Source organism: Ensifer sp. LC11 (assembly GCF_001695835.1).
Classification (GTDB): Bacteria; Pseudomonadota; Alphaproteobacteria; order Rhizobiales; family Rhizobiaceae; genus Ensifer.
Genome location: NZ_MBSO01000010.1, coordinates 119,805 through 132,672 on the forward strand (window position 1 = coordinate 119,805; position 12,868 = coordinate 132,672).

15 protein-coding genes and 1 tRNA gene are annotated in these 12,868 nt (G+C 57.8%); 4 read left to right on the forward strand and 12 right to left on the reverse strand.

Features of this window, described 5'->3' with window-relative positions; all coding sequences use genetic code 11:
* Position 1 precedes the first annotated feature (1 nt).
* The 9 genes from BBX50_RS07890 to BBX50_RS07940 form a co-directional block, all read right to left on the reverse strand.
* Positions 2-334, reverse strand: a complete 333-nt coding sequence (locus BBX50_RS07890; RefSeq protein WP_065774763.1) for a hypothetical protein — start codon at positions 332-334, stop codon at positions 2-4.
* Between the two features lie 487 nt (positions 335-821).
* Entirely contained in the window at positions 822-1,112 is a 291-nt protein-coding gene (locus tag BBX50_RS07895) for a hypothetical protein (RefSeq protein WP_065774764.1), read from the reverse strand.
* Positions 1,113-1,490: 378 nt separating this feature from the next.
* Complete coding sequence (locus BBX50_RS29220; RefSeq protein ID WP_083213578.1) at positions 1,491-2,498, reverse strand: NotI family restriction endonuclease; 1,008 nt, start codon at positions 2,496-2,498, stop codon at positions 1,491-1,493.
* Positions 2,498-3,628 carry a DNA cytosine methyltransferase gene (locus tag BBX50_RS07915; protein ID WP_065774768.1) on the reverse strand — a complete coding sequence of 377 codons (1,131 nt, stop codon included), beginning with the start codon at positions 3,626-3,628 and terminating at the stop codon, positions 2,498-2,500. Before BBX50_RS07915 ends, BBX50_RS29220 begins: the two co-directional genes overlap by 1 nt.
* A 110-nt stretch (positions 3,629-3,738) precedes the next feature.
* Positions 3,739-4,203 (reverse strand): DNA mismatch endonuclease Vsr, encoded by a 465-nt coding sequence (gene vsr / locus BBX50_RS07920; protein WP_274533984.1) that lies wholly within the window; start codon positions 4,201-4,203, stop codon positions 3,739-3,741.
* Positions 4,204-4,274: 71 nt separating this feature from the next.
* Positions 4,275-4,790: a hypothetical protein gene (locus BBX50_RS29720; protein WP_139108317.1), complete on the reverse strand. Its 516-nt coding sequence runs from the start codon at positions 4,788-4,790 to the stop codon at positions 4,275-4,277.
* A gap of 225 nt (positions 4,791-5,015) precedes the next feature.
* Positions 5,016-5,092 (reverse strand) — tRNA-Met (locus BBX50_RS07930).
* Positions 5,093-5,227: 135 nt separating this feature from the next.
* Complete coding sequence (mnmA, locus tag BBX50_RS07935) at positions 5,228-6,424, reverse strand: tRNA 2-thiouridine(34) synthase MnmA (protein ID WP_065774799.1); 1,197 nt, start codon at positions 6,422-6,424, stop codon at positions 5,228-5,230.
* 239 nt (positions 6,425-6,663) lie between these two features.
* Entirely contained in the window at positions 6,664-7,413 is a 750-nt protein-coding gene (locus BBX50_RS07940) for a LuxR C-terminal-related transcriptional regulator (RefSeq protein WP_065774771.1), read from the reverse strand.
* A gap of 479 nt (positions 7,414-7,892) precedes the next feature.
* On the opposite strand from BBX50_RS07940, the gene BBX50_RS07945 reads away from it, so the two are divergent.
* Positions 7,893-8,168: a DUF1153 domain-containing protein gene (locus BBX50_RS07945; RefSeq protein ID WP_003527546.1), complete on the forward strand. Its 276-nt coding sequence runs from the start codon at positions 7,893-7,895 to the stop codon at positions 8,166-8,168.
* Positions 8,169-8,374: 206 nt separating this feature from the next.
* On the forward strand, positions 8,375-8,656 hold the full coding sequence (locus BBX50_RS07950; protein WP_065774772.1) for a GNAT family N-acetyltransferase: 282 nt from the start codon (positions 8,375-8,377) through the stop codon (positions 8,654-8,656).
* Positions 8,657-8,937: 281 nt separating this feature from the next.
* Here the strand turns inward: BBX50_RS07950 and BBX50_RS07955 are convergent, their stop codons facing one another.
* Positions 8,938-9,288: a flagellar export protein FliJ gene (locus tag BBX50_RS07955; protein WP_065774773.1), complete on the reverse strand. Its 351-nt coding sequence runs from the start codon at positions 9,286-9,288 to the stop codon at positions 8,938-8,940.
* Between the two features lie 441 nt (positions 9,289-9,729).
* On the opposite strand from BBX50_RS07955, the gene ctrA reads away from it, so the two are divergent.
* On the forward strand, positions 9,730-10,431 hold the full coding sequence (gene ctrA / locus BBX50_RS07960; RefSeq protein WP_025424706.1) for a cell cycle two-component system response regulator CtrA: 702 nt from the start codon (positions 9,730-9,732) through the stop codon (positions 10,429-10,431).
* A gap of 279 nt (positions 10,432-10,710) precedes the next feature.
* Here ctrA and BBX50_RS07965 read toward each other — a convergent pair whose 3' ends face one another.
* Both BBX50_RS07965 and BBX50_RS07970 read right to left on the reverse strand, forming a co-directional pair.
* Complete coding sequence (locus BBX50_RS07965; protein ID WP_065774774.1) at positions 10,711-11,073, reverse strand: response regulator; 363 nt, start codon at positions 11,071-11,073, stop codon at positions 10,711-10,713.
* Positions 11,074-11,332: 259 nt separating this feature from the next.
* Positions 11,333-11,977, reverse strand: coding sequence for a histidine phosphotransferase family protein (locus BBX50_RS07970; RefSeq protein WP_065774775.1), 645 nt, complete (start codon positions 11,975-11,977; stop codon positions 11,333-11,335).
* A 275-nt stretch (positions 11,978-12,252) separates the two neighbouring features.
* Here BBX50_RS07970 and BBX50_RS07975 point away from each other — a divergent pair, with 275 nt between their 5' ends.
* Positions 12,253-12,843: an EipA family protein gene (locus BBX50_RS07975; RefSeq protein WP_083213577.1), complete on the forward strand. Its 591-nt coding sequence runs from the start codon at positions 12,253-12,255 to the stop codon at positions 12,841-12,843.
* Positions 12,844-12,868: the final 25 nt, after the last annotated feature.

Consider the following 12,868-nt stretch of genomic DNA (forward strand, 5'->3'; position numbering starts at 1 on the left):
GTTAAGCAGCCTTCACCTTGTTCGCCGCAGCGAGGCGGCGTGCGCTCTCGTAATGGGTACGAGCGGCAGCTTCCAGCCGTGTGTTCTGAGCACGCAGGCGCTCGATCTCAGCTGCCTGCTGAGCTGCGACAGCTACGAGCCTGTTCGCATAGTCGATGAGTTGGTCGACCTGAGCGCGGAGCTGGTGTGACGACGCATCCTCGCGAGCAGCCCGCATCGCCTGAAGACCGGACATGTGCGCGTTCACGGCACCGGAGGCGAGCATGCCGAAAATCAATGCCGTCTGGCCAGCCGCGACACCTGCAGGATTCTTTGACGTGAACAAGTTCGACATTGCCAGCTCCTTCAAAATTCAACGCGATCACGTTGGGTTGATTTCGTAAACAACCTACTAAGAACACAATTAAACACAATATACATCGGACGATTTTCTGAAAGAATGTGGACGAGATCATGTATTTGTTACAAATGTCGGTAGCAACGCATTTGATACCGACATTTGTAACATCAGCAAGCGCTGATAATCTGCATGTTATAGGCATGAGTGAAAACGATAACTTCTGGGTTATCGCCTTACTTTGGCAGTTTGCAACGTGTTACCGCGCTTATTGCCGCAATCTGTGCACCGGAGCTTAGACGGCAAGCTTACAAGCAGTACCTTCCGGCCGAACCGTCTGCCTATCTCGCTTCGATCTACCCAGCCTTTATGCTGACACCTGGAGCATTTCCCGCCCAACAAGTACCACTCTTCTAGCTGATCGAGTGTCATGCGATCCGCTTCTGTCTGATTGAATGCGGCCGCTCCCGCCGCCCGGGCGGCCTCATTGAAGAGGGGGCGGTGGGTCCGTCGCTTTCTCGGCGCTCATCCGGTATCGACCGTTGAGATGGATCAGGATTTTTCCGGGACGTTGTTGCAACGCCTCGCGATAGGCGCTCATCGAGACATTGAAATCGGTCGACCGGGATATCGTCTCCAGGAGAGTGCCGCCAGCTTCAGGAGCGTCATCCCAAACCTCGATTCGGAACAGGTGCTGCGTCGATCCCCAGTCACCCTCACCGACCTTCGGTCGTGGGTTCTCACGGATGAGGTCGATGCCCTTCCGGTGTTTCATGATCGCTCATACCGTGGCTGCCAACCACGACCGATGCCACGCCCCATCAAGCAATTCGCGGTGTAAAGCTCGCCCCTCAAGAATGCCGCATCTGCCAAAAGTTCTCGGATCGCGGTTCGAACATCGCCTTCGTAGTGTTCGAGGACAGCGTCAACCAATTCCTCCGGAACTTCGGACACCGCAATAGGCTCTTCGGCCGCCTTTTGAAGGGGCTGCGCGGACATTAGTCACCTCATGAGAACTCTAGGATTTTGATATTCTTTTTACCGAATATGTTCCTATTTTGTTCTCGTAACGGTGGGGAGTCAATGGCGAGATTAATTAGATCACTTGTTTCCGAGCAGAAACCGATAGACGGCAGCGAGAAGCTACTAGCAATTACAGGTCTAGGTCAGGAATCTCAGGCGTCTGAGCGATTTGCCGAGCAAGCTTTTGCTGGGCCACCTTCTGGGACAGCCTCGATTCGAACTCGGGCATCGTCGTTGGGACACCGGCAGTCAGCCCGACGACAGAAGCTTCCAACGTCGTCAGCACGACTTTTTCTACGACCAAAACCGCTTTTCCGGGATCAACATTCTCGTCATAGTTCACTACCACCCAGACGATATCGCAATTGCTCACGTGATCGACGGTTTCCATGGGGGCCATGGCGTCAAGAAATGGCTTGTCGATGATTACGACCATTTTCTTGCCCCACCGTCGCAGGCTTGGCACCTTGATCTGCAACTGTGGCATGAGCCGCTTCGGACCGCTGCTTCGGAAATCTGGTCGCCTTGCTGCGCCAGGCATTGGAATCCCATTGCCGCTGTAGTTTTTTATTACCTCGTAGTCCCGGGACATTGAGCCGCCTGAAAAATAAACGGCTTGCATCTCGACGGCGCACCATTCGAGTGGATCGCGATCTGGATGGACAAAGACGAGATCGATCTTCCCGACATCTTCGCTATCGGGCTGTTCGCCAGCCGCCTCGTTTACGAGGTCGACGTCATCACCAGCGACTGGAGCGGCAGTTACTCTCCTGAGAAACGCGATCTCTTTAACGACGACCGGGTCGTCGGTCCGAATTAAGCGGCTACCGATCTCTTTGATAACAGTACGATCTTCCAGGAAACGGTTTGGACAGGTGGCGGTCAGTGGACCGAATCTTAGCTGCCCGTCCTCTTGTTCCGTAAAATTCCTGATCGAGCACACACCGCCTTTTTTCGAACACTTGATGCTCCCGCGCGGGGCGAGATCAGGCACCGCAGCTAGAAACGGGCAGTCGGGAATCGGACTCGGATTGAGATAGGCAGCTCGCTCGGTCGACCCGATATTCTTGTAGAGCTTCCCATACCATTCGCCGATGCCGTACTTGGCTTGATCGGTAGCACGAGGCCGTCGCGCCATCAGGCAACGGCCTTGTCTTTGACAAGCGAAGAGTCGATTTCGAGCAGCTTCTCGGCAACCGCTTTACCCAGAAGAGGCGGAACGGCATTGCCGACCTGAACATACTGCTCCGTCCTCGACCCAATGAATTCGAAGGAGTCAGGAAAGCTCTGCAACCGCGCAGCCTCGCGAACCGTAATGGCGCGATCCTGCTCGGGGTGGATGTATGCTCCCCAATGCACGTCGCATTTGGTCAGGATGGTGCAGGAAAGGTCTGTCTTACGCGGACGTCCGTAGCGCTTTGTATGATCTGACCGTTTGGCCCTTTTCATGCCTTCTGGCAGTAGATCAAATGGGATGTCGCGCCAGGACCCGCCTGCCGGAATGTGCTTCATCCGTTCGAGATTAATCCCGCCGAGCTTCGGAGCAGAGTGATTCGGCGCAGTTTTCCGGTTTCCACGGAGCTGAGCCTGATATGGGTTTTGAGGAGCTGCTGCATATTTCTGCAGCACTTCCTTGCCGCCATTCTCTACCGGAGGCAGATCACCAATCGCGTCCCAAATAGTGACGAGGGGCTTCAAATCTTTCCCGTGCGTCGGCGAGGGAAACAGGATAGGTGCGCCAATCCTGTTGGCGATAAAGAATATGCGGCGACGCTCCTGCGGAACGCCATATTCCTCCGCCTTCAAAATTTTGAAGTCGACTTCATAGCCAAGGCTTTTCATGCCTTCCTTGATCTCGCGGATGATGCCGCCATCAGCAATCGATGTAAGACCAGCAACGTTTTCCATGACGAGCCATCGCGGCTTCAGGCCTTTCACGATGCGAAGGTATTCGCGGAACAGCCCAGCTCGCGGATCGTCAACGCCGCGTTGATGATTGTAGACGGAATAGCCCTGACATGGAGGACCTCCGACCAGAACATCGAGTTGGCCTGGCTTCAGACCAGTAACTCTAAGGAGATGAGCGACCGTGACGTCTTGAATGCGCCCGCCGATGAAAGTCGCTTCTGGGTGGGTAGCTGCAAACGTTTTTCCGGCAGTGTCGTCAAAATCGCACCCGGCAAGAACCTGAAAACCAGCTTGCCGAAAGCCCTCGCTTAGCCCGCCTGCGCCGCAAAATAGATCGACGACCGTTCCCGCGTGGGTCATGTCAGCTCACCTCCGAATCAATCCCTTGTTCTTTTCTTAGTACAAATCAAGAACATTAATGAAAAACCCTATACGAACAATTGAGTCTCTGGAATGGCACGGGGGGCAGATCAGGAACGTTTTCCAAGGTCACGTAAGCCTCGCGCAAGCCCCAGGAACTCCTGCACGCGCTCGGCGACCTTGTTGATTTCCTTCAGCTCGCATTCCCACAACACCAGGGTCTGCCAGCCAGCATCGTGAAGGGCCATTGCGTTACGCGCGTCTCGATCCAGATTGCGTTGAAGCTTCGGTCCCCAGTAATCTAGATTGGTCTTGGGTGCTTTGGCGCGGCGGCAGGAAGGATCGTAATGCAGGTGAACGTGCCAATAGCAACCGTGCACCATGATCACCTTCTTTCGGCCCGGAAAAACGAGATCAGGCTTCCCCGGCAAGCTTTTGCCGTGAAGCCGATACCGATAACCAAGCGAGTGGACCAGCCGCCTGACAAGCATTTCCGGCGCTGTATCAGCGCTCTTGATCAACGCCATGTTCCAGCTGCGTTGGTCAGGTGGCCCTATCCGAGGGCGAGGGCTCAACTCTCATTCCTTTCCGGCGGGCTCGGCGACCTCTCGATTCGTGCGCCTGCATCTTGCCTCGCGTATGGTCGCTATTTGAACAACGGTTGCAGCATCGTACCGAAATCTGGCGGCTGAAGACCAGCAATACCCCGAAGCACGTTGGCCAGTTCGTGTGCCTTTTTGCCCGTCACCTTGACGGCTTCTTCGCCGCCGAATGGATTGCCTTCGAAATGGATCGCGTATCGGGAATTGACGGCCTGAGCCTCGCATTCGGTCAAAAACGTCATGGCGCGGTAAGCAACCTTCGGATCAACTGAATGCCAGTCGACGTCATCTGGATATGTCGGTGGGTCTGGAGGCGTCAGTTGAAGAGGTACTTTTGTCTGCCCGTAGTGGGCGTCCGATGCGTCGAGGAGTTCCGCACAGCTGATAGCGTACGATTCCAGAGCGGCGGCAAGTCGCATACACAGATAGATTCGGCTGCGTTTGCGGTTGGCTCGGCCTCGGAGGAAGTCGACGGTGGTCGAGGTTAAGCCTGACAAGATGCCCGTGCTAACCACTAGGCCTATAATTTCTCTCGTCGTCCAGATTGCCTCGTCAGCCATACCACCGCCCCTGCTCGCCCCAGCCAGGATGTCCCACGACGCGGGGTTTCCGTCAACTTGACCCATTTGCGCCGACGATGGGTGCCGAGCGGCAAGGCAAACGACATTGACAGCTCGCAATCGCGCTACCGGTATAGGACCGGTATAAATGCCAAAACCGCTTCATACAGGCACATCACGGCGCAGCCGCCAATCGCGCAAAGCACTGAAGTTATTGGAGAATTTTGGTAGCGGAGGAGGGATTCGAACCCCCGACACAAGGATTATGATTCCTCTGCTCTAACCTACTGAGCTACTCCGCCGGGTACCATGTCTAGGCTTCGAAGGGGAAGCCGTCTTGACTGGACGGGCGGCTTATACGGCTCGCTTCCGGCCAGTGTCAAGCCAAGTCTCCGGGAAAATGTGAAGTTTTCACAACAGCCCGGAAATCAAGGGCTTCAAGCGGCGGCAGGCGCCGAAAGCAGCGCCTTGAGTGCCGCTTCGGCGCTTGCTTCACGCTCCGATTTGCGAATGAAACCGCCGCCATAGACGCGCGCGTCCTCGCCGACGCCGGAATAAAGCGCGCAGGCCTGGCCGGGCGCGATACCGGCTTCGCCTTCGCCAAGCTCCACATAGATGCCCTCGTCGTCCATCGCGAGCACAGCCGGCGCCGGCTGGCGGGTGGAGCGCACCTTGGCGAAGCAGTCAAAGCCACGCGCGGCCGCCGCTTCGAGTTCCTCGTCGCCCAGCCAGTTGACGTCGCGCAGGTAGACGCGGCGCGTTTCCAGCGCTTCCTTGGGGCCGACGATAACCCGGCGCGAGCGGGCGTCGAGATAGACGACATAGAGCGGCTCGCCGGTGGCAATGCCGATGCCGCGGCGCTGGCCGATCGTGAAGTGCAGGATGCCTTCGTGGGTGCCGAGCACGCGACCGTCGAGATGCACGATCTCGCCCGAGAGCGCCGCGTTCGGCTTCAGCTTCGAGACGATGTCGCTGTATTTGCCCTGCGGCACGAAACAGATGTCCTGGCTGTCGGCCTTCTGGGCGACGACGAGGCCCATCTCCTCGGCAAACTTTCGCGTCTCGGCCTTGGAATAGCCGCCGAGCGGAAAGCGCAGATAGTCGATCTGCTCCTGGGTCGTGGCAAACAGGAAGTAGCTCTGATCGCGCTCGGCGTCGGTCGGCCGATAGAGCGCCCGCTGGCCGGCGTGGCGCGGGTTCGGGCTCGGGCGCGAGCGGATGTAATGGCCGGTTGCCAGCGCATCGGCGCCGAGCTCCTTGGCGGTCGCCAAGAGATCGGCAAACTTGACCGTCTGGTTGCAGGCAACGCAGGGGATCGGCGTCTCGCCGGCGATGTAGCTTTCGGCGAAGGGATTGATCACCGTTTCGCGGAAGCGCGCTTCGTAGTCGAGCACGTAGTGCGGAATGCCGAGCGTTTCGCAGACGCGGCGGGCATCGTCGATGTCCTGGCCGGCGCAGCAGGAGCCGGCACGGTGAACGGCAGCACCATGATCGTAAAGCTGCAGCGTGATACCGAGAACGTCATAGCCCTCGCGTTTGAGCAGCCCGGCGACCACGGAACTGTCGACGCCGCCGGACATGGCGACGACGACACGCGTATCTTCGGGCTTGCGGTCAAAATCGAGACTGTTCACGGGATCCAATCCGGCCTTCGGGGCGGCGACCTATGTCGCCTGCCCTGTTTCACGCTTCATGCGATGCTTTGCCGAGGTACCCTCGGCCCAAGGCATCTACGGCTCCACGGCGTCCGGCATCCAATCGGATGCGCTAAGCTCGCCGCAGGACTTTCAGTTCCGCGACATATAGAAACTTGTCCGTCCGGCGGCAAGGCCGGCCGCCGAGGCTCGCGCGCGGCAATTGAACCTCGAAGGCCTCAGATCAGCTTCAGCCGCATGGCGCGGGCGATCGCCTGCATGCGGTTGACGGCGTCCAGCTTGCGCGTCGCGCTCTTGAAGTAGCTGCTGACCGTATAGGTCGAAATGCCCAGGATGATGGCGATCTCGTCGCTGCTCTTGCCGGCGGCGGCCCAGCGCAGACACTCGACCTCACGGCTCGACAGTCTTTCGCGCGCCGAATTGCCAGTGTCGAACGTACGCTCCAGGCACTCAAAGAGCTGGACCAGCGTCAGGTAGAGCGTGGCGCATTCGACGCCTGCGGGTGCTTCGCGGCGACCGGACAGCATGGCAATGAAGGGATCACCGGAGCTCGTGTGCAGGAGCACCGCGAAATGGCGCCCCATCTCCGGATGGGCGAGCAGGCGGTGGACCATGGCCTCGTCCGCCGGCTTGGCCGCAGTATCCAGCAGTTCGGGCCCACCGGTAACCGGCAGCTTGGTATAACGCAACTTTTCGACGAGCACGCTCGACTGGAAAGTCTCGCAGGCGTCATACTGTCTTACAAGCTCGGACGGCCAGTTGCTTAAGACCAGCCGCTCGGAGAAACGCTGCTGCTCGGCGAGCGGCATGCGTGCGATCATGAAATGGCCGAAACCATAGCGCGCGATCAGCCGCCGCATGAGATGCAGAAGCTCGTATTCAGTGCGGACGGCGGCCGTATCGATCTCCGAAAACATCTCCACCGTTTCAGCCTCACGCAGCAAGGCCGTTTCATGCGATTCCTTCATCTGCGATCACCACATCCCCCGGCGCCACCGCGCCCGGTCGAGAGAATACAAATAACGCTCCACATTATCTGGAGCATGAATTTCACCCGGCAACCGAAATAAAACTGCCCTTCCCGGCCTGTCCGCGCAAGAAACGGGTCCGGTTGTGAAAACTATGACGATGCACCAAGGATAAATGCGGGAGCGCACACACGACGCTCATCCTTATTTCGACGCCTCGTTACCAAAAATTTTAGTTAAAGTGAAATGTGGTATTTGCATGGCTCCCATGTAAATTCCGGGAGAATCCAGGCTGTTCTGAAAAGAATCCACAAGGTGGGCCGCAGTACCCTTAAGATTTCACGGGCGCTGCAACGCCCAATACGCTCTGCGGAAGTGTCTCAAATTATGAGCAAATTGTTACTTGCTGCTTAGGCAAATGTTAAATGTGGCAGGCTAAGGTCACGGTCATATGGTCTTGAGTTTGTGTAGAGAGTCCCATGACCGAAATGATGCGACCACGCGTAAAATATGTCATCGGCCCCGATGGCAGCCCTCTGACGATTGCGGATCTGCCGCCGGCCAATACCCGGCGCTGGGTGATCCGCAGGAAGGCAGAGGTTGTTGCCGCCGTGCGCGGTGGCCTGTTGAGCCTTGAGGAGGCGTGCGAACGCTATACCCTCACCGTCGAGGAGTTTCTCTCCTGGCAGTCCTCGATCAATGATCATGGTCTGGCCGGTCTGCGCACCACCCGCATCCAGCAATATCGCCACTAGTTTTGCCCATTGCAGGGCCATAGGTCGAGCGGCGGCTCCGGGAATCCCCGGCGCCGCCGCCGTCGTTTTGGCCGCGTGGCGAAGTCGGGATTGGCACGTTTTTACGAACAGTCCGTCTTCCGGCGACATCGCATCAGCCGATTCCGATTTGCGGCAATCTGGGCTAGCTTCTCGGAAACGGAAACTGCTCTTCAAGGAATGTCGTCATGGAAATCGCACACGAGGAAACGGGATCGCACGGACGCTACTCGGCGGTCGTCGAGGGCCATACGGGGGAGATGACCTATTCCAGATCCTCGCCGAAACTGGTCATCATCGACCATACGCTCGTTCCCGATGCGCTTCGCGGCAAGGGCGTCGGCCAGGCTCTCGCCAAACACGCGATCGAGGATGCCCGCAAGGGTGGCTGGAAAATCATCCCGCTCTGCCCCTTCATGAAGGCACAGGTCATGCGGCACCCCGAATGGCAGGATGTCATCCAGGCGTAAACGCGTCCGAGACCTCACAAACCTGTCCCGCACCTTAAAACGACGAGACCCGCCCGATTGCCGAGGCATCGGGCGGGTCTCTTCGTCTTGTCACGATCGTGCCGGATCGGATCATGCCAAGCGCATGACCCGACAGGAATGGAAACATCTGCTCCGAAACGGCTATCCGCCTGCCCCACGAACAGATCCTCGGCGCCGGAAGCGACCCCAGAGGAAAAATCGTTCGTCAGATCAAAACGTTACGATCCGCCACGCCCTATCGAGGCGCAGGAGCCGCAGCCTTATGCCCGCAGGCGGGTCGATGTGTCTCGCTCTTCGAGGGCCGCCGCCTTTGCGTATTCGGCCTGCACTTCTTCGAGCGCGAGTTCGGCAGCATCCTGCTGCGTCTTCAGTTCACGAATGGAGACCTGAAGATTGTCGGCTCTTTGACGTGCGGCCTTGGCGAAGGTGGGATAGGCGAAGTGCTGGGGATCGGTGATGCCCGACTTCTTTTCCTCGAAAATAATCTGATTTTCCAGATCCTTGGTCATTCGTTCGAACTCAGCCATCATCATCTGAAGCTGGTTCAGCTGACGCTGCTTCTCCCGGACCTGAAATTCCTTCAGGCGGACAAGGCTCTCACGTGCTTTCATACGCAATACTCCCGTGGATAACGAGACCCCGGTTACTGATTTGGCCCGCGAGCCGGCCCGAACAGGGCCGGAAACGAAAAATCTTCAGCGATATTAACAAATGCCTACCGCTGGTAACCTTTCGTTTACGGGCATCGTTAATCATAGGCGTGATGATTTAAGGCTCCGTAAATACTGAGGCACGAAATGTGACTGCCCGGCATTAACGAGTCAGAAGAGTCAGATAGCGGCATTTCCTCATCTTTCACATGAGAACGGCCGTTCTGGATTCACGTTTGAAATCAGGAGACTGCTAAAAATATTTAACAATCTCGATACACCTTGCCAGAGGGAATCAGAATTTGTTAACCATTTGGTGGCAGCCTCCAAATCAGGCAACGACTGGATCCGTATCGCGTAAGGGGGCCACGAAAACCTTGGGCGGCGGAAAAGGGGAAGAATATGCGGGTTCTACTAATTGAAGACGATAGTGCAACGGCTCAGAGCATTGAGCTGATGCTCAAGTCCGAGAGTTTCAATGTCTACACCACCGACCTCGGTGAAGAAGGCGTCGATCTCGGCAAACTTTATGACTACGACATCATCCTTCTCGACCTCAACCTGCCGGACATGTCCGGTTATGAAGTCTTGAGAACACTGCGCCTTTCCAAGGTGAAGACCCCGATCCTCATTCTCTCCGGCATGGCCGGAATTGAAGACAAGGTTCGGGGCCTCGGCTTCGGCGCCGACGACTACATGACCAAGCCGTTCCACAAGGACGAACTGGTCGCCCGCATCCATGCGATCGTCCGTCGTTCCAAGGGTCACGCCCAGTCGGTCATCTCGACCGGCGAGCTGATCGTCAATCTCGATGCCAAGACGGTGGAAGTCGGCGGACAGCGTGTCCACCTCACCGGCAAGGAATACCAGATGCTCGAGCTGCTCTCGCTGCGCAAGGGCACGACGCTCACCAAGGAGATGTTCCTCAACCATCTCTATGGCGGCATGGATGAGCCGGAACTGAAGATCATCGACGTCTTCATCTGCAAGCTGCGCAAGAAGCTGGCTAATGCCGCCGGCGGCGCCAACTACATCGAGACCGTCTGGGGCCGCGGCTACGTGCTGCGCGAGCCCGATGGTGCCGAATACGCCGAAACTGCCTGATTTCCCGTCAGGGCTTGCACCGATCCCGCATGATGCGGGCCCTAAAACGAAAGTATCGCAAAACCCGCCCGAAAGGCGGGTTTTTGTTTTGGAAGCGCTCCCGAGCGGGCGCTCCGGTTCGCAATCACGCTCAAGCTCAATCGAACGTCAGGGAGCAACGCCCCTCCCCCGCCACCAGGGATTACGCGGCGCGCCCGACAGCGACCACGGAACAGACAACAAAAAAGCCGAGGCAAACGCCACGGCTCCTATCACTTTAGCGGATCAAGTGATGGCGGCTCATGCCGCCATGGACTGGCTCGCGAAGACACTGGTCAGGATCTTGCGGTCGAAAGGTTTCAGCAGGAAATCGTCGGCTCCGGCCCGCTTTCCGGCCATCATCTTCTTCAGATCCGCTTCGACGACGCAATAATAGATCCGCACGGATGCGCCGTTCGGCAGCCGGCGAATATTGCCGATGAGATCAAGTGCGCCGTCCAACCCGGCGTCGATGATCAGGATGTTCGGCAGTTCGGCTTCGCAGCGCACCAGTGCCTCCAGGCCGCTCGACGCCTCGTAGACCAGGAAGCCCATGCCGGAAAGGATACGTTTTCCAACTTTCCTGACGACATCCGAGCCGTCGGCAATCATCAAGCGCCGCATGTCCAACTCCCTTCGCTACTTACCTATACGCGTACTCGTAGCCTTAAAACAACTCTATACAAATTTGGCAAAGATTTCGTTACGGAGCTTGCTTAACGAAGCTTTTTCCATCGAAGCCAAGCAATTGAAAGAATTTAGCTTTTTCTAGACAGGAGAGAAATAAAACTGAGGTCCTGGCACGGCTTTGCGCCCGGTGCGATGGCACCGGGCGGCCGAAAAGACGGAAACAGCAGTGTGGCTTGCGCCGCCTGATAAAACCTCAGGCTGCAAAGCGGGCCGTGAAGATGATTTCCTCGCCGGTCGAGGCAACCGCGATTTCCATGCCCGCTTCCTCGCCGAGAAGCACGGTGTAGTAGGGCTGGATCGAATGGGCGTCGACCGCTTCCTCCGGCGTGCCGGAGAGAAGTTCCACCAGCCTCGGAGGCACGCGCATCATGCGGCCCTTTGCAACCAGGGTGAACACGGCATCGAGTTCAGGATTTTCCAGCGTAACGTCGATAGAGCCGCCACGCGGAATGGCACCATAGGCGATGAGGAAGAGGTTCAGGAGCAGCTTGACCCTGTTCTTGGCAATGATCGCACGGGGTCCGTGCCAGTTGACCTCGGTCTTCTTCTCGGCAGCGGCAAAGTCCTTGGCCGCCTTTTCCGCTTCGCCGGTATCGATCGACGCACCGACCGAGCCCGACGCGCCGAAGGCAAGGCGTGCAAATTTCAGGCGGACCGATGCGTTAAGGGCGCTGGTCCGGATCAAGTCCATCGCATCGGCATCGGCTCCGCCCTCGTCGAGCAGTTCCAGGCCGTTGTTGATGGCGCCGACCGGGGAGATGATGTCGTGACAAACCCGGCTGCACAGAAGCGCGGCCAGATCGGGTCCCGTCAGTGTCAGGTTCGGATTCGTTGCCATCTTAGTTCCTTGTTTGGTTCCGCCGGCCCATTGCCCCGAGCACGCGCCGTGGTGACGGCGGTAAAGCCTCACGCAGGAAGACGCAAGTCATGAGCTGCCCGGCGCAGCCGTTCATCAGTGGAACATAATGACACCACATTTGGTAAACCGATTGTTAAGACCATCGGTTCAAATTGCACGGAATTGGTCGAGACCCGAACGGGCCGCACAGTGATCTGACTGGCGGCCACTGCAAACCCGCAAGCGAGCAATTTTCGCGCCTGACGGAGGATACGATGCATCAGATCATGAAGGCAGCCGTAACGGCTGGCCGTGTTGTCCTGGCCACGATGGTTCTGGTCGCCGGCGCGTTTTCGTCCGCGCACGCCCAGTCCGCCAACAACAACCAATACACCATGCAGGAAATCGTTGATGCCGGTCACGGCTTCTTCGGGGAGACGTCGGGCGGCCTGGCGAAAGTCGTCGAACGCGCCTTCGAGCGGTACGGCCTGCCGAATGGCTACATCCTCGGACAGGAAGGTTCGGGCGCCTTTATCGCCGGGCTGACCTATGGCGAAGGCGAGCTCAACACCAAGAATGCCGGACAGCATAACGTCTTCTGGCAGGGCCCATCGCTCGGCATCGACTGGGGCGGTCAGGGCAGCCGCGCCATGATGCTCGTCTACAATCTGCCAAGCGTACCGGCGCTCTACAAGCGCTTCGGCGGCGTTTCCGGTTCGGCCTATGTGGTCGCCGGCGTCGGCATGACGGTGCTCACCGACGAAAAGATCGTCGTGGTGCCGATCCGCACCGGTATCGGTGCGCGGCTCGGGATCAATGTCGGCTACCTCAAGATGACCCAGAACCCCACCTGGAACCCCTTCTGAGACCATTGCCGGATCAGCGCCAAGC

Excerpts from the sequence above, each read along its gene's own strand:
- BBX50_RS07915 (WP_065774768.1), bottom strand. The coding sequence starts at position 3,628 with ATGACCCACGCGGGAACGGTCGTCGATCTATTTTGCGGCGCAGGCGGG.
- BBX50_RS29720 (WP_139108317.1), bottom strand. The coding sequence starts at position 4,790 with ATGGCTGACGAGGCAATCTGGACGACGAGAGAAATTATAGGCCTAGTG.
- BBX50_RS07965 (WP_065774774.1), bottom strand. The coding sequence starts at position 11,073 with ATGCGGCGCTTGATGATTGCCGACGGCTCGGATGTCGTCAGGAAAGTT.
- BBX50_RS07955 (WP_065774773.1), bottom strand. The coding sequence starts at position 9,288 with ATGAAAGCACGTGAGAGCCTTGTCCGCCTGAAGGAATTTCAGGTCCGG.
- BBX50_RS07895 (WP_065774764.1), bottom strand. The coding sequence starts at position 1,112 with ATGAAACACCGGAAGGGCATCGACCTCATCCGTGAGAACCCACGACCG.
- BBX50_RS07945 (WP_003527546.1), top strand. The coding sequence starts at position 7,893 with ATGACCGAAATGATGCGACCACGCGTAAAATATGTCATCGGCCCCGAT.
- BBX50_RS07970 (WP_065774775.1), bottom strand. The coding sequence starts at position 11,977 with ATGGCAACGAATCCGAACCTGACACTGACGGGACCCGATCTGGCCGCG.
- BBX50_RS07890 (WP_065774763.1), bottom strand. The coding sequence starts at position 334 with ATGTCGAACTTGTTCACGTCAAAGAATCCTGCAGGTGTCGCGGCTGGC.
- BBX50_RS07975 (WP_083213577.1), top strand. The coding sequence starts at position 12,253 with ATGCATCAGATCATGAAGGCAGCCGTAACGGCTGGCCGTGTTGTCCTG.
- BBX50_RS07940 (WP_065774771.1), bottom strand. The coding sequence starts at position 7,413 with ATGAAGGAATCGCATGAAACGGCCTTGCTGCGTGAGGCTGAAACGGTG.
- ctrA (WP_025424706.1), top strand. The coding sequence starts at position 9,730 with ATGCGGGTTCTACTAATTGAAGACGATAGTGCAACGGCTCAGAGCATT.
- BBX50_RS07950 (WP_065774772.1), top strand. The coding sequence starts at position 8,375 with ATGGAAATCGCACACGAGGAAACGGGATCGCACGGACGCTACTCGGCG.
- BBX50_RS29220 (WP_083213578.1), bottom strand. The coding sequence starts at position 2,498 with ATGGCGCGACGGCCTCGTGCTACCGATCAAGCCAAGTACGGCATCGGC.